Annotated in this window: 26 protein-coding genes and 2 pseudogenes; 5 read left to right on the forward strand and 23 right to left on the reverse strand. The window is 41.3% G+C overall.

What is annotated here, in order from left to right; genetic code table 11:
• Positions 1-4: 4 nt before the first annotated feature.
• Both RSK81_RS06860 and RSK81_RS06865 read left to right on the forward strand, forming a co-directional pair.
• Positions 5-1,363 carry a sugar ABC transporter permease gene (locus tag RSK81_RS06860; RefSeq protein WP_315686277.1) on the forward strand — a complete coding sequence of 453 codons (1,359 nt, stop codon included), beginning with the start codon at positions 5-7 and terminating at the stop codon, positions 1,361-1,363.
• Positions 1,363-2,199: a sugar ABC transporter permease gene (locus RSK81_RS06865; RefSeq protein WP_002895328.1), complete on the forward strand. Its 837-nt coding sequence runs from the start codon at positions 1,363-1,365 to the stop codon at positions 2,197-2,199. Before RSK81_RS06860 ends, RSK81_RS06865 begins: the two co-directional genes overlap by 1 nt.
• 164 nt (positions 2,200-2,363) lie before the next feature.
• Here the strand turns inward: RSK81_RS06865 and RSK81_RS06870 are convergent, their stop codons facing one another.
• The 3 genes from RSK81_RS06870 to rimM form a co-directional block, all read right to left on the reverse strand.
• Positions 2,364-4,925 carry a CAP domain-containing protein gene (locus tag RSK81_RS06870; RefSeq protein ID WP_315686279.1) on the reverse strand — a complete coding sequence of 854 codons (2,562 nt, stop codon included), beginning with the start codon at positions 4,923-4,925 and terminating at the stop codon, positions 2,364-2,366.
• A 190-nt stretch (positions 4,926-5,115) separates the two neighbouring features.
• Positions 5,116-5,838, reverse strand: coding sequence for a tRNA (guanosine(37)-N1)-methyltransferase TrmD (gene trmD, locus RSK81_RS06875; protein WP_315686280.1), 723 nt, complete (start codon positions 5,836-5,838; stop codon positions 5,116-5,118).
• On the reverse strand, positions 5,828-6,346 hold the full coding sequence (rimM, locus tag RSK81_RS06880) for a ribosome maturation factor RimM (protein WP_125351294.1): 519 nt from the start codon (positions 6,344-6,346) through the stop codon (positions 5,828-5,830). The genes trmD and rimM overlap by 11 nt, the downstream gene beginning before the upstream one ends.
• A gap of 198 nt (positions 6,347-6,544) precedes the next feature.
• Here rimM and RSK81_RS06885 point away from each other — a divergent pair, with 198 nt between their 5' ends.
• A complete protein-coding gene (locus RSK81_RS06885) occupies positions 6,545-7,003 on the forward strand; it encodes a hypothetical protein (protein ID WP_002906422.1) in 459 nt (152 codons plus the stop codon).
• Positions 7,004-7,112: 109 nt separating this feature from the next.
• Here the strand turns inward: RSK81_RS06885 and RSK81_RS06890 are convergent, their stop codons facing one another.
• Positions 7,113-7,898, reverse strand: coding sequence for an alpha/beta hydrolase (locus RSK81_RS06890; protein WP_315686283.1), 786 nt, complete (start codon positions 7,896-7,898; stop codon positions 7,113-7,115).
• A 247-nt stretch (positions 7,899-8,145) separates the two neighbouring features.
• Here RSK81_RS06890 and RSK81_RS06895 point away from each other — a divergent pair, with 247 nt between their 5' ends.
• Complete coding sequence (locus RSK81_RS06895; protein ID WP_002912608.1) at positions 8,146-8,457, forward strand: VOC family protein; 312 nt, start codon at positions 8,146-8,148, stop codon at positions 8,455-8,457.
• Here the strand turns inward: RSK81_RS06895 and RSK81_RS06900 are convergent.
• The 18 genes and pseudogenes from RSK81_RS06900 to lepA form a co-directional block, all read right to left on the reverse strand.
• The gene (locus RSK81_RS06900) at positions 8,379-8,900 is read right to left on the reverse strand and encodes a GNAT family N-acetyltransferase (protein ID WP_002900222.1); all 522 of its coding nucleotides are present in this window, start codon (positions 8,898-8,900) and stop codon (positions 8,379-8,381) included. The two genes, RSK81_RS06895 and RSK81_RS06900, sit on opposite strands and share 79 nt — an antisense overlap.
• A 159-nt stretch (positions 8,901-9,059) precedes the next feature.
• Positions 9,060-9,731: a potassium channel family protein gene (locus RSK81_RS06905; protein WP_032913402.1), complete on the reverse strand. Its 672-nt coding sequence runs from the start codon at positions 9,729-9,731 to the stop codon at positions 9,060-9,062.
• A 10-nt stretch (positions 9,732-9,741) separates the two neighbouring features.
• The gene (locus RSK81_RS06910; RefSeq protein WP_002912610.1) at positions 9,742-11,091 is read right to left on the reverse strand and encodes a TrkH family potassium uptake protein; all 1,350 of its coding nucleotides are present in this window, start codon (positions 11,089-11,091) and stop codon (positions 9,742-9,744) included.
• Positions 11,088-11,639, reverse strand: coding sequence for a putative immunity protein (locus tag RSK81_RS06915; RefSeq protein ID WP_315686286.1), 552 nt, complete (start codon positions 11,637-11,639; stop codon positions 11,088-11,090). The genes RSK81_RS06910 and RSK81_RS06915 overlap by 4 nt, the downstream gene beginning before the upstream one ends.
• A 252-nt stretch (positions 11,640-11,891) precedes the next feature.
• Positions 11,892-12,131 (reverse strand): RNA-binding protein KphA, encoded by a 240-nt coding sequence (gene kphA, locus RSK81_RS06920; RefSeq protein WP_002895313.1) that lies wholly within the window; start codon positions 12,129-12,131, stop codon positions 11,892-11,894.
• 19 nt (positions 12,132-12,150) lie between these two features.
• Positions 12,151-12,423 (reverse strand): 30S ribosomal protein S16, encoded by a 273-nt coding sequence (gene rpsP, locus RSK81_RS06925; protein ID WP_002895310.1) that lies wholly within the window; start codon positions 12,421-12,423, stop codon positions 12,151-12,153.
• A gap of 128 nt (positions 12,424-12,551) precedes the next feature.
• A complete protein-coding gene (locus RSK81_RS06930; RefSeq protein ID WP_315686287.1) occupies positions 12,552-13,379 on the reverse strand; it encodes a hypothetical protein in 828 nt (275 codons plus the stop codon).
• Positions 13,376-14,080 carry a YjjG family noncanonical pyrimidine nucleotidase gene (locus RSK81_RS06935; protein ID WP_315686289.1) on the reverse strand — a complete coding sequence of 235 codons (705 nt, stop codon included), beginning with the start codon at positions 14,078-14,080 and terminating at the stop codon, positions 13,376-13,378. Before RSK81_RS06935 ends, RSK81_RS06930 begins: the two co-directional genes overlap by 4 nt.
• A gap of 30 nt (positions 14,081-14,110) precedes the next feature.
• Complete coding sequence (locus RSK81_RS06940) at positions 14,111-14,725, reverse strand: hypothetical protein (protein ID WP_002900215.1); 615 nt, start codon at positions 14,723-14,725, stop codon at positions 14,111-14,113.
• A gap of 62 nt (positions 14,726-14,787) precedes the next feature.
• Positions 14,788-15,139 (reverse strand): annotated as a pseudogene (locus RSK81_RS06945) (hypothetical protein); the annotation flags it as partial.
• Between the two features lie 283 nt (positions 15,140-15,422).
• Positions 15,423-15,656: pseudogene (locus tag RSK81_RS06950) on the reverse strand (ClbS/DfsB family four-helix bundle protein); the annotation flags it as partial.
• Positions 15,657-15,750: 94 nt separating this feature from the next.
• A complete protein-coding gene (locus tag RSK81_RS06955; RefSeq protein WP_032910409.1) occupies positions 15,751-16,665 on the reverse strand; it encodes a hypothetical protein in 915 nt (304 codons plus the stop codon).
• Between the two features lie 53 nt (positions 16,666-16,718).
• Positions 16,719-17,552 (reverse strand): AraC family transcriptional regulator, encoded by an 834-nt coding sequence (locus tag RSK81_RS06960; protein ID WP_048772821.1) that lies wholly within the window; start codon positions 17,550-17,552, stop codon positions 16,719-16,721.
• A gap of 196 nt (positions 17,553-17,748) precedes the next feature.
• On the reverse strand, positions 17,749-18,243 hold the full coding sequence (locus tag RSK81_RS06965; RefSeq protein ID WP_002912619.1) for a YkgJ family cysteine cluster protein: 495 nt from the start codon (positions 18,241-18,243) through the stop codon (positions 17,749-17,751).
• 167 nt (positions 18,244-18,410) lie between these two features.
• Positions 18,411-19,055, reverse strand: a complete 645-nt coding sequence (locus tag RSK81_RS06970) for a hypothetical protein (protein WP_315686291.1) — start codon at positions 19,053-19,055, stop codon at positions 18,411-18,413.
• 104 nt (positions 19,056-19,159) lie between these two features.
• On the reverse strand, positions 19,160-19,951 hold the full coding sequence (gene pnuC, locus RSK81_RS06975; RefSeq protein WP_002900207.1) for a nicotinamide riboside transporter PnuC: 792 nt from the start codon (positions 19,949-19,951) through the stop codon (positions 19,160-19,162).
• 328 nt (positions 19,952-20,279) lie between these two features.
• Positions 20,280-20,909, reverse strand: coding sequence for a hypothetical protein (locus RSK81_RS06980; RefSeq protein WP_002900205.1), 630 nt, complete (start codon positions 20,907-20,909; stop codon positions 20,280-20,282).
• Between the two features lie 42 nt (positions 20,910-20,951).
• A complete protein-coding gene (gene lepA / locus RSK81_RS06985; protein WP_023916330.1) occupies positions 20,952-22,775 on the reverse strand; it encodes a translation elongation factor 4 in 1,824 nt (607 codons plus the stop codon).
• A gap of 122 nt (positions 22,776-22,897) precedes the next feature.
• Here lepA and RSK81_RS06990 point away from each other — a divergent pair, with 122 nt between their 5' ends.
• Positions 22,898-23,713 carry a Cof-type HAD-IIB family hydrolase gene (locus RSK81_RS06990; RefSeq protein ID WP_002900203.1) on the forward strand — a complete coding sequence of 272 codons (816 nt, stop codon included), beginning with the start codon at positions 22,898-22,900 and terminating at the stop codon, positions 23,711-23,713.
• An 83-nt stretch (positions 23,714-23,796) separates the two neighbouring features.
• On the opposite strand, the gene RSK81_RS06995 is transcribed toward RSK81_RS06990, so the two are convergent.
• Entirely contained in the window at positions 23,797-24,372 is a 576-nt protein-coding gene (locus RSK81_RS06995) for an NADPH-dependent F420 reductase (protein ID WP_002900202.1), read from the reverse strand.
• Positions 24,373-24,442: the final 70 nt, after the last annotated feature.

A 24,442-nucleotide genomic window follows, 5' to 3' on the forward strand; every position in this document is an offset into this window, starting at 1 on the left:
TACTATGACTCAGTCATCTTATGACAATGCATCCATGGTTCAGGTCTTTAAAGAGGGAACTTGGGATGTCAAACTCTCTTTTCTGGTAATGGGACTGAGCAACCTTGTAAACAAACAATTTATTAAGGGGCTGCTCTTCCTCTTCTCAGAAATTGCTTTCCTGATTGCTTTTGCAGTCCAAATCATACCAGCTATTGGTGGCATGATTACATTGGGGACTCAAGAGCAGGGAGAGGCTATCAAAAAAGTTAACGGTTTGGAAATCACCGTTCAAGTAGCGGGTGACAACTCTATGCTGATGCTGATTTTTGGACTTGCTTCTCTTATCTTCTGTGCAGTCTTCGCCTACATCTACTGGTGTAACCTGAAAAGTGCTCGTCACTTGATGGCTCTCAAGCAGTCCGGTCAGAAGATTCCTAACTTCGTTGAGGACTTCAAGACGCTGGCTGACGGCCGATTTCACATGGGCCTAATGAGCATCCCTCTTATCGGAGTACTGCTCTTTACCATCCTGCCTCTGATCTATATGATCTGTTTGGCCTTTACTAACTTTGACCATAACCATCCAGCTCCTAAATCACTCTTTGACTGGGTTGGCTTCTCTAGCTTCGGTGATGTTTTCTCAGGTCGCATGGCTAGCACCTTCTTCCCACTTTTAGGCTGGACCTTGATTTGGGCGGTTGCTGCGACAGCTACTACTTTCTTCTTCGGTATTGTTCTCGCTCTCTTACTCAATACCAAAGGCCTCAAGTACAAGAAAGTTTGGCGCACACTCTTCGTTATCACTATTGCTGTACCCCAATTCGTATCTCTGCTCTTGATGCGTAATTTCCTGAATGACAATGGACCTTTGAACGGATTATTGCAAAGCCTTCATCTCATTCAGCATCCAATTCCATTCTTGAGTGACCCTGTTTGGGCTAAGTTCTCAATCATCCTTGTCAATATGTGGATTGGTATTCCATTTACCATGCTGGTAGCAACTGGGATTATCATGAACCTACCTAGCGAGCAAATCGAAGCTGCTGAGATTGATGGAGCTAGCAAGCTTCAAATCTTCAAGAGCATTACTTTCCCTCAAATTCTCTTGATTATGGCGCCATCACTCATTCAGCAGTTTATCGGAAACATTAACAACTTCAACGTTATCTACTTCCTGACAGGCGGTGGACCTACTAACTCTTCCTACTATCAGGCAGGCTCAACTGACCTCTTGGTTACCTGGCTCTATAAACTGACCGTTTCAGCCAAGGACTACAATCTGGCATCTGTTATCGGTATCCTGATCTTTGCAATCTCTGCAGCCTTCAGTCTCTTAGCCTATACTAGATCCGCTTCATTCAAGGAAGGAACTGCTAAATAATGAAAAATAGAAAAAAACTCAGTTTATTAGGGATTTATGTCTTACTGGCTGTTCTAGCATTTATCTGGCTTACACCGATTATCTGGATTTTTCTGACCAGCTTCCGTGGTGAAGGCTCTAATGCAGTCCCTTACTTCTTCCCTAAGACTTATACTCTTGACAACTATATCAGACTGTTTAATAACAACACATATCCTTTTGTTCAGTGGTTTATGAATACCCTGATTGTTGCAACAGCGACCTGTATCCTGTCTACTTTGATTACTGTGGGTATGGCTTACTCACTCAGCCGTATCAAATTCAAGCATAAAAATCGTTTCCTCAAGCTGGCTCTGGTACTTAACATGTTCCCAGGCTTCATGTCTATGATTGCGGTTTACTACATCTTGAAAGCACTCAATTTGACACAAACCCTTACATCACTGATTCTGGTTTATTCAGCTGGAGCGGCTCTAGGCTTCTATATTGCTAAAGGTTTCTTTGATACAATCCCATATTCCTTGGACGAATCCGCTATGATTGACGGAGCAACTCGCTTCCAAATCTTCCGGACTATTACATTACCGCTGTCAAAACCGATTATCGTTTATACAGCGCTTATGGCTTTCATGGGACCTTGGGTTGACTTCATCTTTGCCTCTGTGATTCTAGGCGATGTCAAGGAAAAATATACAGTGGCTTTGGGACTTTTCCAAATGCTTAATAAGGACGCCATCAATAAATGGTTCTTGCCTTTCACATCTGGAGCAATTATCATCGCTATCCCAATCACTCTTCTCTTCATCTTCATGCAGAAATACTACGTAGAAGGTGTAACAGGCGGAGCAGTCAAATAGAATCTATTATGTATATCAAAAACTTCCGACAATTAATATCGGAAGTTTTTATCTTTCTTAGAAAATGTGGAACTTAACTCCTCATCCCTTTTATATGAGATTGCTTATTAACTTGGACAAAAAAAATGAGTCTGGAAATCGTTCCAATCTCATTTTTTATTTCATTAATTATAATCTTCGTCTCTGCGACGGCGCTTGTTCGTTCCCAAAAAGGCAGCTGCACCAAGTGCCATACCAAAAATTGCAAGGCGTTCTGCTTCTGAGCCAGTATTTGGCAGAATAGCAGGAACTGTTGGAGCCTTATCAGCTGTCGTAGCCACGCTAGCAAGTTGAGCTGCAGGATTTACAACAAAATCAGTAAACGCACCACCACCTGCCGCTTGAACGGCACCCGTAGTAGCTCCTTTGACTTCACGAGTGTTCGCATGAACTTCTGCAGTCTTAGCATCTGAATCTTTCTTAGATTCATCCTTTGCACCTGGACCAGCAGCTCCGCCTTTTACAGCAGTTAGAGTCTGTTTATCTTCACCTGAGCGATAGTTACTATTCAGAGCATTTCCATACAGGAGAGCTGCTTGATTCAAGATATTCAAGAGAGTTTCATAATTGGCTTGAAGACTGTTGTAGGATTCCTCAAGGACAGCTAAAGTTGCAGTCTCTTGATTTAAGATTGCTTGTTTAGCTTCAAAATCAAGCTGCGCTTCTGCCAACTCCCGCTCTGCTTCTGCAAGTAACTGAGGAGCATTTTGAAGGTCAATAACTTTCTTTTTAGCTGCAGCTAATGTTTTTTGAGCAGACAGCAAGTCCTCTTGAGCAGTTGTCAAATTAGCTTTCGCAGCTTCTTGAGCAGACTGAAGTTCTGCCAACTTATCCTTAGCTGCCGCTAGAACTGCCTGAGCATTGCTCAAGTTAGTTTGGTAAGGAGCCAAGCTTGCTGCAATCTTAGCTGTTGCTCTGTCAAGAGCTTCTTGCTTGAGAGCAACATTCTGCTTAGTCAAAGCTAGATTATTTTCAGCAGTTGCTACCTTCTGACGAGCTGCTTCAACTGCTGCAATTTGAGCTGCCGCTGTCTTTTGAGCATCAGCTAATTGAGCATTTAGGATATTGATAGCTGATTCCTGACCAACTTTTTGAGCCTTAAGTTCAGCTAATTGATTCTTAAGTGCTGTAACATTAGCGTTAGAACCTGCAGAACGACCACCACCAGCACGCAACAACTGCTCCATAGCAGCAACAGTCAATAGAGTACCGTTATTAACACGCTGGTTAAAGTTGCTAATGTGATGGAAACCAACCTCGGATGTACCATGAGGAGTGCCCCATTGGTTTGGATGTTTATCATAAGCCGCCGAGATAGCATTGGCTTTATTGTCCATCATCTGCACATAGTGGCCAATTTTAGCAAATACATCAGCACCAACTCTCATATAGATAGCATTAGCATCAATCTGAGTTTCATCAGTAGGCAGTCCATATTGCGCCGCAATCCGTTGATAGAGTTCTTTTTCACTATGCCAGAAATTGACAGCTCCTTGTGGGTCAAAGCTAATCGCTACATTTTCGTTACCAATCAGCTTGCCCATGTGCCAGTTATTGCGCTCAAAGTAGATAGTCTGAATCTGGCTAGCCACATTCGCATATGGATCAACCAACAACTCTTGTAAGCCGGCATTACGACGGTAAGCATTAATAGCCTTGACCAACTCTAAAGCTTGCAGGTTATTTTCCAGATTAGCTGGACTAGTTGGGTCAGAATTAACTGAGATACCAAATTCATTTTGTCCGCGTTGGTAAACAGCAAGTGCATTGTTAGCAGCATCACGAATTTCTTGATTAGCCGCATTGTTACGAACATTTTCTAAAAATTGAGAATAAGTCGTATTGCGAAGGTCAACAGGAGCTGTTGCTGCTGCTTTCTCAGCAGCAGGAATTTGCGCTTCAAGAGAGCTGATAGCTTGATTGGTTTGGCTCAAAGATGCCTTTGTCTGATTGATTTTATTCTGGATTTCAGCCTGCACTTGTGGAGCAGAAGACGCTGCTTGTTCCGCCTTTGTCAACTCAGTCTTTGCATTGTCTAAAGCGGTCTGTGCTTGACTTTGCTGGCTCTTAGCAGTTGCTACAGCTTGCTCTTCTGAGTTAAGCGGTGTTTTAGCTTGTTTCAATTCAGTCTCGGCAATGTCTACCAGAGATTGGCTCGCCTTAATAGTATTCGCTTGATCTTTAACAGCTTGGTCTGCCTTGGCAGCCTTAGCCTCTGCTTCTCGAACAGCAACGTCTTTCGCGCCAACCTCTTGCTCTGCTGTTTTTGCTTCTGTCTCCGCCTTAGCAACATTTTCTTCTGTTGCTTCTGCCTGTATTTCTTTAGCAGTCTCAACAGCGGCTTCAGCCACTTTCACGCTAGCTTTTGCATCTTCAGCTTCTGTTTTAGCAGTATCTACTATCGATCTTTGCTCATCGAGTTTAGCTTTGGCAGCTTCAGCATTTTCTTGGGCAACAGCTACATCTGCTGCTGTCACTGGTTTTCCAGTTACTTCAGTCGCTTGTGGAGCTGTTACAGTTGATTCAACCAACTCATCCGCGTGCACTTGATGGGTCAGTCCACCAGAAATAATAGTTGTAGCCGCGATACCAGTCGCTACAACAGACTTGCCTATTTTCTTTTCCATAATCAATCTCCTTTTTATAATCTCACATACTATAATTAACCTGGGTATAGCAGCCCGCATAGTAATATACTATCACAAAACTCTAGTATTAACTAGTAGCAAACGTCTCCTTTTAATAGTTTTTTTATTACAATTTAGTTACAAAAAAGTTGTATTAGAAAAATAAGATGGTTTTTCCAACAAAAATGAGCATTTCTGTATTAAATAAAGCAAAAACTCCTAGATCCTTTCTAAGAGTTAACTTTGCTTGTCAGTCCGTTTGAGCTTGTCGAATTTCCTCTAACATCGCTTCTTCTTCGGCCGTCATTTGATAGCGTTCCAGCAAGTCAGGACGTCTTAGATAGGTCTTTTTCAGACTTTCATAGAGACGCCACTTGCGGATGTTTTCATGATGGCCACTCATAAGGACTTCAGGAACAACCATACCCCGATAGTCATAAGGCCGAGTGTACTGAGGATATTCCAAGAGTCCAGACGAAAAACTGTCATCTGTATGACTGGCTTCCTTTCCAATAACCTCTGGAATCAAGCGAACTGTAGCATCAATCATAGTCATAGCTGCCAATTCTCCCCCAGTAAGGACATAGTCCCCAAGCGAGATTTCATCTGTCACTAAAGTCTTGATCCGCTCATCATAGCCTTCATAATGGCCACAAATGAAAATGAGTTCCTTTTCCTTAGACAATTCCTCAGCATAGGCTTGGTCAAAAGTCCGACCAGCAGGATCCAGCAAAATCACACGCGGTTGCTTCTTTTCAATGGCATCATAGGCATCAAAAATAGGTTGGGCCCGTAGCAGCATACCCTGGCCTCCGCCGTATGGCTCGTCGTCTACATGCCGGGATTTTTCAGCCTTCTCTCGAAAATTGTGGTAGTTGATTTCTAAGAGGCCTTTTTCCCGAGCTTTACCGACGATAGAGTGTTCCAAGGGCGCAAACATCTCCGGAAAGAGAGTCAAAATATCAATTTTCATCGTCCAGTCCTTCCGGTATCTCAACATCAACCCGACCTTGCTCAATGTCAATCCCCAGCACCACTGGCGGAATGTAGGGCAGAAGCAAGTCGCGCTTGCCTTTACGCTTGACCACCCAGACATCATTGGCTCCTGGCTGCAGAATTTCCTTAATCGTACCAAGAAGAATGTCATTTTCATAGACTTCAAGGCCGATGATTTCATGGTAGTAAAATTCCCCGTCTCCCAAGTCCGTCAAATCCTCCTCTCGGACCTTCAGAGTGAAATCACGGAATTTCTCGATGTCATTGATGTGGTACATCCCCTTAAACTTGATAATATCAAAGTTCTTGACCTTGCGATAGCTAGAAATCTCCACATCCATGACAAACTGATCTTTCTTGTCAAACAGGGCAAGGGTATTGCCTTTTTTAAAACGCTCTTCTGCAAAATCCGTCACTGACAAAACCCGCATCTCACCTTGCAAACCTTGCGTATTGACAATTTTTCCAACATTAAAATAATTCATCTCGACTCCAACATATTATACTCTGCCTAGTATTTTATCATGATATAGGGGAATGTACAAGGGAGATAAGAGGGATTTTCCTTGCCTATATTTATTTGATTAAAATTGCTGTTTAACGTATAATTATACATATAGAGCCACAACACTATAAACACTCAAGTGTGTTTACGCAAAACTAGAAAGAAGTTGGTGACGACTATGGGAAAAAAGTTAAGTAAACTCCTGCTCTCTACTGCTATTCTAGCCACAACAGCCGCCAGTCTGACTGCTTTGACACAGGTCAAAAAAGGCCAAGCAATGGAAAATGAAACGAGGGAAACTAGAAATCTCTCAGCCCTTGATGAAAAAATTGCTCAAATTGACAATCGAACCATCAAGGCTTTTCTAGAATACTACGCTAGTCAGAACATGACCTCCGCATCGTCTCTTCCAATGATAGATGATCTCGAGTCCAATACTCGCATCATAGTTATTGATACTGATGATGCGGATAAAAGTTTGCCACCAGCCATCGGAACATCTGTGGACGGATCCGAAGGGCCTGTAGGTGGAACTGTTGATGCTGATGGCAAATACATTGAGTTTGATACCAGTGACCATAGCAAATCCGCAACCGTTCAGGAGATTCGAGATGCTATTGCTGAGATACTAGGGTAATACTCTCATAAATACGTACTAAATAGCTGAGATAAAAATCTCAGCTATTTTGCATGTATATTTACTCCCGCTTTCGATATACTAATTAGAGTTTGCATACAACTTTTCATCACATTTCTAAAAGAAGCTCAACTATCTTTTCTGACTGACTCCAATGTAAATAATGATGGTTGCCTCCTAAAATAATCTGGGTATTTTGTGAAGCAAATTCGGAATCTTTATATTCTTGTTCTCGATAGGCCTGACTAAGGATAAAAATCGGGAATTGAAAAAAGATATCTAAGTTCTGAAAATCGCTTTCTGCGATACTGCAGTAATATTGAAATCCTTCTTGTACAGATTTTAATCTATCTAACCCCCTTTCTGCCTTCTCCCATAAGATTTTAAAATCAGCTGCTGAAAAACTCTCTTGCCCTATTTTTTTCAGATATTCATATCCTCCACCAAGCGTCTGAACTTTCTCCTGTAAGTATAAAAATTCGGGATAAGGATTCTGAGCTAATTCGCCATATAGAACAGAATAAGTGGTCGGTTCAATCAAGATTAATCCCTGACAAAACGACTCTGACTCAGCAATTTTAACTGCCACAAGGCCACTAATACTGTGCGCGCAAATAGCATACTGAATGACTTTAAAATGCGATAAAACCTCTATAATAGATTGAACCAAATCATCCAAAACAAAATTTTCTTGATTTTCCAGTAGGCTTTGGCCAGCATTAGGGTAATCTATTGTTAAATAGCCCCAATTTTCAGGTAACTTCCGAATAACTGGCAAAAAATTTTCATAGGTCGGCAGACTCCCTGCACCGCTTAAAAATACAGCAATCTTTTCCGCAGGTTGATAAGATACAAATAACTGTCCTACTTTCGTTTTGATGATTTTTTCTTTCATAATGTCTCCAATCAATTCTTAAAAATATTATCTGGGCACACACTAGTATCTGAGAGCTAGCTATTTTACTAGCAGAATAAGGACATCCCAATACCCAAAATTATATACCAAATTTTTTTCATATTCAACCAAGATTCGTGTTAGAAGAGGCAGTTGCTTGCACTGTGAATGAAGGCTAATCTCAAGGCTTGTTTTTCCTAAAAATCTATGCTAAGGTAAAGGCAGAATACGAAAAGGAGGGGCTACTATGATAAGAAGCGGCCATCTGATTTACAAGGTAAAAGGCTTACGGCAAGCGGTCAAGGAATGGGAAGAAAAGGGTTTTGTCGTCGAATACGGCAGAAGGAAAAAACCCAACAATGCCTTAATATACTTTAGTCAAGGCCCCTATATTGAGCTACTGGAAAATACGGGCATTCCTGTAATAGCCAAAATCATAGCTAAACTATTTGGCAGACCTAAAAATCTGGAGCGCTTTTTCTACTGGGATGAGTGCGAGGAAGGCTGGCAAGGACTTTGTATCGAAAAAGCTTCTTCGTCAAAAGAATCCCCTCGATAAAGAATTTCAAAACTAAGATCGTCATATTCTAGAAATGCATTCGACGAGCGGAAACCCTTGCTGTGATAGAAATCCCAGCGAGCTTGACGCTGTTCAATATTATCACACGGCTCATCTAAGCGCTCGATTTCTAAAATCATGGTTCGCTGATAGAAATTGACCAGCTTTTCGATGATTTCACCGCCATAGCCATGGCTGCGCAGGTGGGGCATAATCGCAAAGAAACTAACATAAAAGGCTTGCGCGTTGGAGATGGCAAAGGCAAAACCAACAAATTCCTTTTCATGATAAAAGGCGAAAAAATTAGCATCTTCCTGTTCCTCATATCGCAAAAATTCACTGAGCGGTATCCTTTCCTCTTCTGGAAAAGCTTCATTATTCAAGGCTTCTACCTTATCCAAATCTGGAAAATCTGCTGTAATGATCTGGCTGGTTAAGCTCATAAAATCACTCCTTTTCTAGTGATAGTATAATAAATTTTGCAACTGGTTTCAAAAAAGAGCCCTGAAAGAGCTCCTATGTATCCATTTTTTCTTCATATAATAGAAAGGTGCCGAATGCCTAGATAGAATCGGTTGGCCCCCCACCGAAGAGGAATTATCCTAGCTGCTACTCACTATTTCACGTAAATTATCCAAATGCTGGTTATCAGTCACAGCCATAATGCTAACGCCTTCTGGCCAAACAAAGTCTGGAGTAAACTTGCTTTCCAAAGGCTGATTTTTTGTCAGACGGTATCCGATAATATTAAGATGATAAAGCCTGCGAGCATCTACTTCACGGACCGTTTTCCCGACCCAGCTAGCAGGCAGTTCAAACTCAGCCACTACTACATCGTCATCCAGCTGGAAGACCTCAATCGAATGGTTCAAGAGAATAGTCTTAGCCAATGAAATACCAGCCTCCACTTCAGGCAGAATAACTAGATCAGCTCCCACCTTTTCCAGCACCTGCTGAGTTACTTCATCTTTGACCTTGGCAATGACATTTTTAACGCCCAATGCCTTGCAGTGCATGACCGCTAGGACGCTGGATTCCAGACTTTCTCCCGTCGCTACGATGACCGTATCACAGGACCCAACGTCTGCCGCCTCTAAAAGCTCCATATCAGTAATGTCCCCGATCACACCAACGGCAATCATGTCTTCATACTGATTGATTGTCTCTTCGTGATTATCAATCGCAATGATTTCTACATCTTGAGAAATCAAGGCCTCAATGATACTCTGTCCAAAAATCCCCAAGCCGAGGATTCCAACTGTTTGATTTGCCATTTCTTTTCTCCTATCCAATCATAATGTCCGCCTTGCTGTAATGCAAGGTTGCAGCCTTCTTCGGTTGATAATGGTTGAGACTGACCATAAGAGTCAGCGGCCCCACCCGTCCAATAAACATTAGCAACATAATCACAATCATACCAGCTGTATTGAGGCTGGTAGTGATATTGGCCGTGACACCAACTGTAGCCAATGCCGACACAGTCTCAAATATCAGGTAAATAAAACGATGACTGCTATCGGTCACTAGCCCAAGAGCCAAAAGACCAAGCAGAAATGTCAGCTGAAAAATCACTGTCACACCAAAAGCCTTCTGCACTAGCTGAGGAGACAGCGTTCTCCGTCCCATATTGGTATGAGGCAAGCCCAGGATTTCCTTTCGAGCAAAAAGCAAAAGAACTAGGAAGGTCGTAATTTTCAGACCGCCCGCTGTACCACCCGGAGCCCCTCCCAGAAACATCTGGAGCAGATAGATAAACAGGGTTACTGGACGAGCAGCTGTATAATCAATGGAAGCAAAGCCAGCTGTCCTCATACTGACTGTCTGAAAAAAGCTGACCAGTAGCTTATCGCCAAAGGAAAGATTGCCAATCGTTCCAGGATTATTGTACTCCGTCCAGAGACTCGTGACCGTCCCAAAAACGAGGAGACCAGCAGTCAGCAGCAAGACTACCTTAGTATGAAAGTGCAGCCCCTTCTGTTTTCCTCCCAATTTAGTCGCCAAGTCAAACCAAACCATGAAGCCAAGTCCTCCAGTAATAATGAGGAGAGCCAAGGTGATATTGACCAAAACATCTGTCTGCAAGCCTAGTAGGCTATCATTGCCAAAATTATCAAAGCCCGCATTACAAAATGCAGAAACGGCTAAAAAGATAGAATTAAAAATCCCTTTTCTCAGACCAAACTTGGGAATGAAGCGAATCATGAGAAGAAGCGCACCCAGTCCTTCGATAGTAAAAGTCGTGATAAAAATCGAACGGACAAATTGACCTAAGGTACGATTGTGACCATAATTAAAACTATCCCGCAGAATACGGCGATCTTTGAGGCTGAGCTTTTTCCGACTTTCCATGGTAAAAAATCCGATAAAAGTAAGGATTCCCAAACCACCAATCTGAATCAGCAGCATACAAAGGAGCTGTCCCCAGACATTATATGTATCCACAACCGATCGAGTAAAAAGCCCTGTCACACAGACCATCGAGACAGCTGTAAAAAGATGATCCAGATAGCCCGCTTGGGAACTTTCCGTCTGCACCCAAGGCAGACTGAGTAGCAAGGAGCCACAGAATATCACCAGAAGAAAAGACAAGATAATCTTTTGCGCTGGTGACAAGCGTGAAAATAAATGCTTCATAAAGTTTCCTTTCCTGATCTAATAAAAGCAGAGGCCAGCTCTATCTGTCTTTCTCTTTCCTTGACAGCCCGCTGCATATCATCTGGACTCTGCAAATTTCTGACTTTGATGGCATAATCCGCTGCGACAATAGCATGGCCCCGCATGTGGCCTGTTGCGACTGTTTGGGCAAAAACACGCGCAGCATATTTACCGATTTGTGATTGGGCTTGCTGCGACAGTTTGTTAGCCAAGAAACCAGCCTGCCTTAGTTCATAGGCAGATGCCCTACCATCAAGTCGAGCCTGAAAAATTGCTCTTACCTGAGTCAAAATCTTCTGCTTTTCAGACTCATCTTCCGCATCTATCAGAGCTATAAAGCTTGACGCCATTTTCATAGCCCATCGAGCCAGTTGCCCCTGAGGAAGCTGTTCCAAAACAAGCTCCAATTCCAATCTCTCCTCACCATCATCCAGGATTTTCAGCTTGTATGGACTCGGTAAAATCACTTGGCTATTCTCATAACACTTGCGCTCATGAGCGTTCCAAGCATAATCTTCTGGCTTCATATGTCCTCCAGTTTCGAATTTTTCTAAACTCGCCCCTGCATTTCGTTCTTCTCTTAAATGAAGTGTCTAGTTCTCACATACGCTCGAACTGCATCAATTCCCCTAAATTCAACTGCGCCTAACGGCTTATTTCATTAAGGGGCTTGTACCCACGCTTTGCTGGGCATCAATTTCTCTAAGCTCACTTGAGTGCTGTGCACTCAGTTCGCTAAGAGAAATAGAAAAAAACGGGACATACTGGTCCCGTTCTTCTTATTTCTCATCAATGACGATGCGAACTTTTTTGTACTCGGTTGGGACAGAGTAAACAATCGTCCTTATAGCGGAGATAGTACGACCTTTACGACCGATTACACGTCCAACATCACTCTGATCAAGATCCAGGTGATATTCTAAAAATTCAGGTGTATCCTCAATCTTGATAGTTAAGGCATCTGGCTGTGAAATCAAAGGTTTCACTATCGCAATAATTAGATTTTCAATCGTGTCCATATGTCAACCTACGCTTCTATTATTTAGAGTATTTTGAATCGTGGAATTTCTTCAATACGCCTTCTTTTGAAAGGATGTTGCGTACAGTATCAGAAGGTTGTGCACCATTGCCCAACCACTCAAGGATACGGTCTTCCTTCAAAGTCACTTGGTTTTCAGCTACAAGTGGGTTGTAAGTACCAACTGTTTCGATGAAACGTCCGTCACGAGGTGAACGTGAATCTGCAACATTGATACGGTAGAAAGGTTTTTTCTTAGAACCCATACGAGTCAAACGGATTTTTACTGCCATTATTAAGGTCTCTTTTCTTTATTTTTTTCTTTTGGTGAAATAGCAGAGCTATTAAGCACATGTTCTATTATAGCAGATTAAAAAAAGCTGTCAAGTTTTTTTCTTGACAGAGTTGAAATTTTTTTAGATTAGTCTTTTTGGTTGTTTAAAACTATCTGTTCAGAAAGGTTTTCATATTTTTTAAAAAACAATTTGACTGAAGCGTCTTTAGGAAAAGCAGCTAAATCAATATACTTATTAATGGTCTCTGGTGCATAATACTCTGTGTCTCCACTACGACTATTATAGGACCTGCTTTTTACCTCGTCTTCTGATATATTTTTCTCATCCAGTACTTGGTCTGAATGAAATTCGAAAGACCATTTTAATAGGTCAGCTTTATCCATTTTTTGGACAATCTCTTTTAGCTTATCATGATTTTCTGGATTGTTCCTGAATTCGACTAAAAACTTACTATATAGCATGAGATATTTATTTAGGCTGTCTGAATCATCAACCTTTTTAGAGGACGACACGCTTATAGTCTGAAATTGAGCTCTGTCAAATCCTGATTTTTGCTGGTATTCAGCTGTCATGTCATCTTCCATTTCGCCCTCAATCTCATCGATTAAGCTAGTTATTTCTTGGTCTACCAAACAATCCAGCAACTGATCTGCTGTTCGCTCTCCGTAAAATATCTCATAAAATTCGATTTTACTGCCTTTTCGATCTGGGTGGTATTTTAGAATAGGGTACTTTTGAATATCTTCCTCGGTGAAATACAAATCAATTGTCGCACCGCCTCCCTCGTAATGATAACTGCCATCAGAACTAATCTTGACGGGCTGAAAAGGGAGCTTTTTAAAAAGGGCCTTCGTCGTTCGTATGCTTTCGTCGACTTCCTCTTTCTTAGCATAACAGGCTGTCAGTAGCAACAAACTGGCAAGAAGAGAAAACAAGGCAAGGATTTTTTTCATTTGCAGTCTCCGTATGGAACCAAGAGTCTGATAATGTCGTCATAAGAATAAGCGGTATAGGTCGGCTGAAAAAGACCTTTATTTTCTAGCTGCTTGGGATTGTACCAGAGAGAGTCCAGTCCAGCATTATTAGCGCCAGCAATATCTGCTGTCAAGGAATCTCCAATCATCAAAGTCTGGGACAGGTCAAAATCTGGTATCTGTTCTGCTATTTTTTCATAAAACAAAGCTTCAGGCTTCTGAGTCCCCATCTTTTCCGAGATAAAAATATGATTAAAATAAGGAGAAATGTCGGAATGGGCCATGCGGCCAGTCTGAATAGCCGTGATGCCATTGGTCGCTCCGTAAATCTCATAATCAGCAGCTGTCAAGTTGTCCAAAAGCTCGCTAGCACCAGCGTAAGTTTGTCCTTGCTGAGCAATATGCTGCTGATAAAGAAAGGCCAGCTCTGCTCCATCCTTCTCAATACCAAAATGTGCAAAAAGTCTAGAAAAGCGAGTATTGACCAGCTCTGGCTTGGTAATTTTACCCTGCTCCAGTTCCCGCCAAAGCCCCTTGTTCATGGGAATATAATAGTCTCTGTAGGTCTGAATGTCTGTTATACCTTGCTCTTGCAAAAAAGCAGTCAGAGCAAAATCCTCAGCAGTATCAAAATCCAGCAGCGTATGATCAAGGTCGAAAAGTAGAAATTTGTATGACATTAAATTTCCTTTCTAAGTGAGAAAAAGTCGCTAATATTTATTTGGGAAATATTCTTTTCCCAACTGCCATAAATACTGATCAATCTCTTTTAGATTAAATTCTTCTAAATCGTAGTATTCTCTAAAAGCAATAATTATATTTTTGAATTTTTGATAATCTTTTAGATCTGCATTCTTAAATTTGGAAAATTTATCTGTTTTTCTAAAATATTTTAATACCTTTTCTACATAGCTATCATAAATAGGGTATTCTTTAGGATTATGATGAGAACAGTATTTGGTAGAAAAAGAATAGAACTTTCTAGTTACTCCATTAATAGCAACATTTTGAATTTCATTGACTAAAGTTGCATCACCTTGTCTCAACCTCTCATCAATTTTAAGACTCAGTATATGCTCTGCAACTGGATAAACTGAAAAAATATTTGTGCTATAAAAATCATTTAATGTAGCAACCTTTAATAAAATATCAGAAATTTCTTCGTTCCTTGGTAATAGCTCAAAAAACAATTTATCTAAAGCATCTTCTTGCAACTTATAATTTTTAAGATTATTCCACGATTTCAAGTATTTTTCAACTTCAATAGCTGACGGTCTAGAAATAACAATATCTGATTTCTGTTTTCTATCGTAGTTTATTTGCATATCTATCTCACTTCTAGTAGTTATTCATAAAATTCGATAGATTAATTATATCATATTACAAAACGAATCAGTGTAGCTAAGATAGCCACTTGGAAACTCTGTGTATTCCAGACAATAAAAGGAAAAACTGAAATAAGTAAAACAAGGTCTAGTATTCTGAAACCACCATAAAGTTTGGGGACACTTCCACTTCCAAACTGGGGATTCGACAGTCTTCTAATCAAAATTGCCCAATAAAATGAACCTTGAAGCAAAATAAATATCAGTAAAGACAAAGGATAGAGAATGGTTACTAGACTATTCAAATCAGCAAGCAGATTTTTCAAAAGGATAGGCCGGCTGTAACTCTCCCAAACAGAGGGACACCAACTCTTTTCTAACTTTCTCTTTTTGTATTTTCATCATCTCACCCATCTATCTATCATCCTAAATCAGAAAAAAACCATTCGAACCAGTTTATAGTCAACACTTCTCAGAATCAAAACATTCTAAGCATCGAACAGATCAATAGCTTTAATATAAATGTACTCTAAACTTAGAATCACATCAAAATAAATGTTTTAGTGCAATTCTAAGTCTATGACAGCCTTAAATTTTAATTTTTGAAGGATTCTAAAGCTAGAATAGCTTAAAAATCACGAGAATGAAATTATGCGAAGCTTAGAAGAACATTTTCTAAACTTCATACGCACTTTAGCTAATGGCGCTCACAGTTTTTCTGATGAGCTTTGAGTTTTTTGCTAGCCCAATCATATTGACTGGAGGTTCTACTGACAAAGCAGGAGCCTAAACTTGTCCCACCCGTCCACTTATAAACACCTTTTGTAAACAATTCGTCATTGGTAAATCTTTCAGCTAAGCCTACAAGCTCTTTATACGTTTGCTCAAGTAGTCTAGTCGCTTCTTCTAAAGACGTTTGAGGTGTTTTCTTACTTCATTATACCATAATCAAAAAGCAGTTATTCATTTTTGAACAACTGCTTTTACTGGTTAATTTTTAAAGTTTAGGAGCATCGTTAGTCTTGTTAATTTACATATAAATCTCTAAAGCGTCGGTCCACTTCTGCTATCTGATAGAGCAAGCGGGATAGTTCTTGGTAATCTTCTTTTAAACACGAAAGGTGGGCTTGACCAAATAGAGTAGCCAATTCCTCTTTTAATCTTGCCCCTTTGGGTTCATGGTCTTTTAAGAATTTACTGAGATAGAGATTTCGAACAGCAGCAAGTTTAAAGCTGAAATACTGATGCAATTGTTTTTGCTCCGTATTTAAGCCGTTTTCAGCAACTGCTTTTGCATAACATTCCAAAACATTACTTTGTCCATCCAGATATCTGGCCCTCATAATCTTTGCTGTTTCTTGATAGATTTCACACTGACTAGGACTCTTGACCTTCCTAAAATTTCCCCACATGGAGAAAGAACCTCTTTTATAGTCGATATTTTTAGCTTCCCAGGCTTTCGAAAATTCTGAGAAACTCATTTTCATACAAGCAAAGCCTGCTGGATCATGGAAATAGATAAACTCATCATCTAGATCATAAACTGAAACAAAATGGTCCACCCCATACAAATGGATATGATTGGGGTTATAAGTCAGATAACCCATGTCTAAAGGGCCAAGAACAACAGGGCCGCTTAGCAAGAACTTACTTAAGATCTCTCTGATAGAGGGAAGATTCAAATCGTTTGAATCCTTTATATAGTATTCATCGTATGTAAAGCCCAAAATGTTTAAAGAATGGCTGATAGAACTATCTGGCATCCCATTATCAAAGAAGACTAGCGGGTGTTTTTCATCTTCCTTTACAATACTAGCGCCATTTCCCATCACCATAATGGCTTCCAAAAACTCAGGGCGAACATCATAACCATACGAATGCAGCGCCATCGCAAGTGAATATGTATAACAAAGAGAAACGTCCCCAAAATACATCTGCATAGCATCATCCTCCTCTGTAATCAACGCCTAAAAAATGACTTGCAATCACCATTTTATTTCACCACTGGTATCCAGAGTTCCATTTGATAGTCTGGCGAGGACATGTCTCCCTCGGTGTAAACTTCAAAGTCTGGTGCTCCTGTGTGGCGATAGCCAGTTTCTGGAAAAAAGACTTCCAAGACATATTTCCAAGCATGGTGGATACTGGCTGGTATAGCCCCTTTGACCGGTACGATGGCATACTCGGCTTCTGCGATTTCTTTAATTGACAGACCTAGTGCTTCTGCTTTAGCTTTATCCGTCACATCATAAGCGGCCATATAGTTGATGATTTCGCCTTCTTTGACATCCGAGCAGACACCAAAGGAATGGCCACTGCCCAGACTTTCTAGGCTTTCAAAGCTGTGATTTGCATAGAGCTGCTCCCATGCAGACGGGCACTGGCTATTGTCAATAGCTTCCAATAGGACGCCTGCCACGGTAAAAGCAGGTTTCTTTTGAATCTTGATATCCATGTTCTTTCCTCCTGTAATCTTTAAGGATAATTGAAGTCTAGGAAAGACGCGATAAGGTTTTCCATTTCGAACTTCTGAGGGAGTCGCACCATGGAATTTCTTAAAGGCTGCGCTAAAGGCATCGGCAGACTCATAGCCGTATTTCATCGCTATGTCAATAACCTTATCAGAGCTTTCCCGCAAGTCCGTCACAGCTTCTGATAGCCTGCGATTGCGCAAGTATTCTGCTAAAGTCATATCTGCCAGGATAGAAAAGAGCCTGCTGAAGAGAGCATAAGAATAGCCCGATAGCTGCTGAAATTTCTGCAAATCTACTTCTGCGTCCAACTTACTTTCCAGATATTCCATGGTTTGATTGAATTGATGCATCATATTCTTTTTTACCTCACAAAAGATACTAAGGCCCTTAAAAGCAAAGTGAAAATAGGAAAATGACGGAGGGGCTCCTGCTCCGAGAAAATTTTGTCTTTTTCACACAGCTTCTAGGCCATGTTCAATTCTAACTATAGTCTAACAGATCTAAGATACTTCCGCCCTAGAATTTTTGTACAAGATTTAGAGGGGGATTTTACAACCTATCCCGCAGCTTCTCCACAAAGAGATAAGCCGCTGGACAGGTCAGGGTATTTTTGATTGTCAGATGATTAATCTGATGAATCTTCTTGCGGTCTGTATGAGGGAACTCGCGGCAAGCCTTGGGACGGACATCGTAGATTGAGCAGAGATTGTCTCCACCTAAAAAAGGACAAGGCATGGCCTTGAAGACCTTGTCACCGTCTTCGTCCACTTGCAGAAATTCCTCTTCAAAAGCCGGCAGCTTCATCTTGAAATACTTAGCAATACGGACAATATCGGCTTCCTTAAAATCTGGTCCTAAAGTCTTACAGCAATTGGCGCAGGCCGTACAGTCAATCTCTTCAAAAACCTCATCATGCATTTGCTGGGCAATCTTATCTAGATTTTTTGGTGGCTTTTTCTTGAGACTGGCTAAAAATTTTCGGTGCTCTTTCTGCTTTTGCAGGGCTAGCTGGTGGTACTTTTCAAGGTCGATTTCTTGAGTCATATATTTTTCTTTCTGTATTCAAATTCTTTTTATTATATCATAAAATGAGCGCTCTTAAATGTTGTCAAACCCCAAAAATATGACATATTCCACCCCATAAAAAAATCTGAGAACGAGTCCCAGATTTGCTTTTTATGAACTTAGAGAGCAATCATCACATGCGGTTGCTAAATGCTTTTTCCACCGTCCTTGCTGACGCTCCAAGTTTCTTCGATATAGGGGATAAACTCATACAGAGTATCTTCATCGCCTTCAAAGGACATCATATAGACCTTATCGCCTTGTTTGAAGACCCAAACCGTTAAATTTTGAGTGGATTTTAAAACAACATTAATCTGAAAGGCTTCATTTCCAGCTACGGTACTCTTTGCTCCCCAAAAATCATCAACTTCCTTATTATCCTTCCAGTGGTAGGCAATCCGTTGGGCAATGGTTTCAGCGCTGAATTCTTCACCTTCTCCAATATTGGCTTTTTCTTTTGTATAGGCATTCATCGTGACAATGTTATAGCCACTTCCATCCGTATATTGGACACTATCGCCACCATCTACGTCTGTAAACTTAATCCAATTATCAGGAATACTAATATAGCCATAATCATCAGAGCCAACCCGCTGTGTACCAGTAGTCTTTGACGAATCTTTGTCTCTACGACTGCTACTACTTGTATCACTGTCATCTCTCAGGGAAACTCGACTGGAAGAATCAGATGCATTCCGACTGCTATAGCTCTTAATAAGGCTACAAGAGGACAGGGAGAGGCCGGCTAAGATTATCAGGGAGAGCAGAAAGTACTTCTTTTTCATGGTCATTCCTTCCTAAATCTAATAAATTTTACTAATACTAGTTTACCATATTTTTAGGACGAAAGGAAAGAGAGACATTGTCGCATCCGATTTCTTTTCTGTTTATAGGACTATGCTTTTTTAGCAGCCTTATTCCACTGGTACCATCCTACCAAACTGTTGATTAAATAGATCAGATATTTCCCTTGAATCTGAAGACTTTCACCCCACCAGAGGTAAATAGAAAAAATATTGGTCGCTGCCCAGAAAATCCACTGTTCGCGATAAACAGCCGTCATCAAGATTTGCCCTACTCCATTTGTCGCATCTGTGATTGAATCACGATAAGGACGATTAGCCCCCACAGACTGATAAATCAAACCAAAGACCAACCACCAAAGCACACTGAGTGATAGATATTTTGTCCATCCTTTGGCATCTAGCTTACGAGCAACAAACTCTTGCTTTTCTTTCTTAAACTGACCTTGATAAATCCACACCAAGAGTCCAATTGGCTGCATGATGGTAAAGTAAAGAGTCGTCAGGACCTCGCCATAGAAGCCTTTCTGCAAAGCCAAAATCAAGTAAATCACAGAATTGATCAAACCAAAGAGGTAATTGCTAGCCCGTCCTTCAGAAACAAAGATCACACAGATAATCCCAGTCAGACTGCAAATCATCCCCGTCCAATCCACGATGCGATGTTCATATATCAGCTCCAGCCAGAGCGGAAAACTCCCTAGAATCAAGAGATAAAACCATTGACCTAGACTGCGATGAGCAAACAAATCGTCCCAGATAAGCTTCAAGGTACCAGAAAAGCCGAGCTTCTTCATACTAGTTACCATTCGTTTATAGCCACCAGACATTTCAGAAAGCGTCAGCTTCATGTTTGCGATTTTCTTTTGGATATAAGTATTCATTCTTTCTCCTTTTGTTTTTTAAGAGCCGTGTCAAATTGACTTACGGATGCAACGCTCTATTATTTTCGAACACGCATAAGGTCTGTCTTATACAGTGTTCACATTTTATCATATTCCTATTTCAAAAAATGTCAAGTAAAATCCAAAAAAGATTTCCTAATGTTCGGATTTCAAGAAAAAACCTACAAATTTTTGTAAGTCTTTTTACTTAGATTTGATAGTAGTCGAACGTTTTTTGATTAGTTACAATCTTTTTGTGAAACATAATTAGCTTCTACACTGAAAAAACAAGAGACTTAATAAATAGGCCTCTTGTTTTTTTAAACTATTATTCGCTGACTGCTCCCTTGCTATCAAGACTCCAAGTATCTTTCATGTTTGTAATGAAATCATCAAGAGTTTCTTCGTCGCCTTCAAAGGATAGTATATAGACTTTGTCATCTTTTTGGAAAACCAATGTATTAGCAAGTTGTCCCGATTTCAGAATGATATTTATTTGAAAGGCTTCTATTCCTGAGACAGTACTTTTAGAGCCCCACATCTTCTCAATATTATCTTTTTGACTCCAATTATAGGCTACATGTTGAGCAATTGTTTCTGCATTGAAAGTCTCACCATCTGCTACTTCAGCTTCTGCCTTAGAAACAGCATTCATGGTAACGATATTATAAGCAGAACCGTCGGTATATTGGATAAGTCCCTCAACCTCTGCATCAAAAAATTTAATCCATTTACTTGGGATATCGATATAACCAAACTCTGGAGAACCAACACGTTTTGTTTCTTGATTGGTTTTGTTCTTGCTTCTTTTAGAAGAATTTGAAGAATTCTTTTTCACTTGTGCACTGGAACTAGTCGAAGAACTAGATTGATCAGGCTTTTGTCCAGACTTGGCACACGATACAAGAGTAAGTGAAGTTAATACTAGAACTGCTCCAAGCAGATACGATTGTTTCATGTTTTTCTCCTTTTGGGATATATTACCTAGAGAGATAAGGTTTTATTCCTCATCCATACTCAGGACACTGAGGAAGGCTTCTTGTGGGACTTCGACAGAGCCGATAGCTTTCATCCGTTTTTTACCGGCTTTTTGTTTTTCTAGGAGTTTGCGCTTACGAGAAACGTCACCACCATAACACTTGGCCAAAACATTTTTACGCAAGGCCTTGATGTCTGTACGAGCCACGATTTTCTGTCCGATGGCTGCCTGAATGGGTACTTCAAACTGCTGACGAGGAATGATTTTCTTGAGCTTGTCTACAATCAGCTTACCACGCTCATAGGCAAATTCCTTGTGAACGATAAAGCTAAGAGCATCAACCTTGTCGCCATTGAGGAGAATATCCATCTTCACCAGCTTGGACGAGCGATACTCAGAGATTTCATAGTCAAAGCTAGCATAGCCACGAGTAGAGGACTTGAGCTTATCAAAGAAGTCAAAGACGATTTCAGCAAGCGGAATCTGATAGATGACATTGACTCGATTATCATCGATATAGTCCATGGTCACAAAGTCACCACGCTTGCGCTGAGCCAACTCCATCACTGCTCCGACAAATTCCTGGGGCACCATAATCTGGGCCTTAACATAGGGCTCTTCAATGGAGTCAATCTTAGTCGGATCCGGAAACTCGCTTGGATTAGAGACATCAATAGCTTCACCATCTGTCAGATTAACCTTATAGATAACGGACGGCGCCGTCATAATCAGATCAATATTGAACTCACGCTCCAAGCGCTCCTGAATAACATCCATGTGCAGCAAGCCCAAGAAGCCACAACGGAAACCAAATCCTAACGCCTGCGATGTTTCTGGCTCAAACTGCAGACTGGCATCGTTTAGCTGGAGCTTTTCAAGCGCCTCGCGCAAGTCATTGTATTTATTGGACTCAATCGGATAGAGACCAGCGAAGACCATCGGGTTCATCTGCTTGTAGCCAGCTAGTGGCTCTGCAGCTGGATTGTCCGCCAAGGTCACTGTATCTCCGACCCGCGTATCCTGTACCGTCTTGATAGAGGCTGCGATATATCCAACATCCCCTGTCGCTAGGAAATCACGACCAATGGCCTTGGGCGTAAAGATACCGACCTCAGTCACGTCAAAGGTCTTGCCATTGCTCATGAGCTGAATGGTATCCCCCGGCTTGACCACGCCGTCCATCACCCGCACTTGCAGAATTACCCCACGATAGGCGTCATAGACCGAGTCAAAGATCAAGGCTTTGAGCGGTGCTTCTACATTTCCAGTCGGAGCTGGAACTTTTTCCACAATCTGCTCTAAAATTTCCTCAATTCCGATGCCAGCCTTGGCAGAAGCCAATACGGCTTCGCTAGCATCCAGTCCAATCACATCTTCAATCTCTGCCCGCACCCGCTCTGGATCCGCAGCTGGCAGGTCAATCTTATTGATAACAGGCAGGATTTCCAAGTCATTGTCCAGCGCTAGATAGACATTTGCCAAGGTCTGAGCTTCAATCCCCTGAGCCGCATCCACGACCAAAATAGCCCCTTCACAGGCAGCTAATGACCGCGATACCTCATAGGTAAAATCCACATGTCCAGGCGTGTCAATCAAGTGGAAGATATAGGTTTCACCGTCCTTGGCAGTATAATTGAGCTCGATAGCATTGAGCTTAATGGTAATGCCGCGCTCCCGCTCTAAGTCCATGCTGTCTAAAAGTTGGGCCTGCATTTCCCGGCTGGAAACTGTCTCCGTCGCCTCCAAAATCCGGTCAGCCAAGGTTGATTTCCCATGGTCAATGTGGGCAATGATGGAGAAATTGCGAATCTTCTCCTGACGTTTTTTCAAATCTTCTAAATTCATTTGTCTCATCCTTTTAGGGTATTCTATTTATTATAACACAAGACCAGTGATTTTTCCTATAGACTCAGACTTTCTCTGTAAATTATGCTATACTTATCACAGAATAATTTTGGAGACACTTTATGATTAAAATTCTTGCACTTGATATGGACGGCACCTTGCTCAACAGCAAAAAAGAAATCCCCCAAGCTAACATTGAAGCTCTGCACCGAGCGATTGAAAAAGGAGTCAAATTGGTTCTTTGCACAGGTCGCCCCTTGGTCGGCGTCAAACCTTATTATGGCAAGCTAGGCCTTGCACAAGAAAACGAATATGTCATCGTAGACAATGGCTGCGCTACACACCAGACCAACGACTGGAGTCTTGTGGACTGGCAAGAGCTGAGCGGTCAGGATATTCGCTATCTCTACAGCCTGTCTGAAAATAGCCCTGTCCAGCTGACTCTCTTTGATGAGGAGCATTATTTCTTCGTCGGAGAAAAAGCCAGTTCCTATGTCGTGAATGATGCTAGCTTAGTCTTCACCACTCCAACCGAGATTAGCCTGGAAGAGGCTTGCAGCGCTCAACACAGAATGTTTCAAGCTATGTTTTTAGGCAGCCAAGAGCAGGTAGATGCTTTTGAAGCCGACTTTGGCCAAGAAATCTGCCAACGTTTCAGCGGCGTTCGCTCTCAGCCAGTCATTTACGAGGCCATGCCATCTGGTGTGACCAAAGCCTTTGCCCTAGAGCGATTGGCTAAACAATTGGACGTCAATCCTCAGGAAATCATGGCAATCGGTGATGCCAACAACGACATCGAGATGCTGGAATATGCAGGTCTCGGTGTAGCTATGGGCAATGCTTCAGACCATGTCAAAAGCCTAGCCGATGCCGTCACAGACAGCTGCGAGGAAAATGGGGTCGCTACAGCTATCGAGAAGTATATTTTGAATTCGTAAAAGTATAAATCCCCAGAAGTAAAACTTCTGAGGATTTTGTTTTCAGTCTAAGAATTAGCCTGCTTTGAGGCTAATTTTTTTCTTTATTTAATAACAGCAAAACCAGCTGTCCAGTTGATTTTCTCACGTACGGCAAGTGTTATTTGCAAGAAACCCATTGCCTCTAACTCACGGGCACGTTTGAGCTCGCCCGCATCAATCGTATCTAAACCACCTTCTTGGATATGTCCAGCAAGAATCTGCTTTGCTTCTTGGTTATCCGATGCCAATTGAACAATTGTATTTTCTTTACCAGCGACTTGTTTCGCAGCTATTGTCGCCGCAAAATTTGTGTTAAAAGCTTTGACCACTCGAGCTTCAGGAATTAATTTAGCAATTTCTTCTGCTGCCGAACTCCCAGCTGGTGTAAGCAATTCATCCATATTCTCAAAGTTTACAGGGTTAGAAATATCTACTAAGATTTTTCCAGCGAGCGCTGCTTTATTAGCTTCAAGAATGCTTGCAATTGCAGCGTATGGAACAGCCAATACAACAATATCACCCGCACGTTTTGTAAGACCTTCTTTCCCTACAAAATCAACTTCATGTCCACCTGAAGTGAATACACTTGCGATTGCTTGCCCCATATTTCCTTGTCCAAAAATTGTAATGTTTGCCATAATATGTTCCTCCTTTTAAGTTACAAATTTTTATTGTAATGTTTTTTGTTACATCTAAAATTATAACACA

This window comes from Streptococcus sp. DTU_2020_1000888_1_SI_GRL_NUU_041A (genome assembly GCF_032387735.1).
Taxonomy (GTDB): Bacteria; Bacillota; Bacilli; order Lactobacillales; family Streptococcaceae; genus Streptococcus; species Streptococcus sanguinis.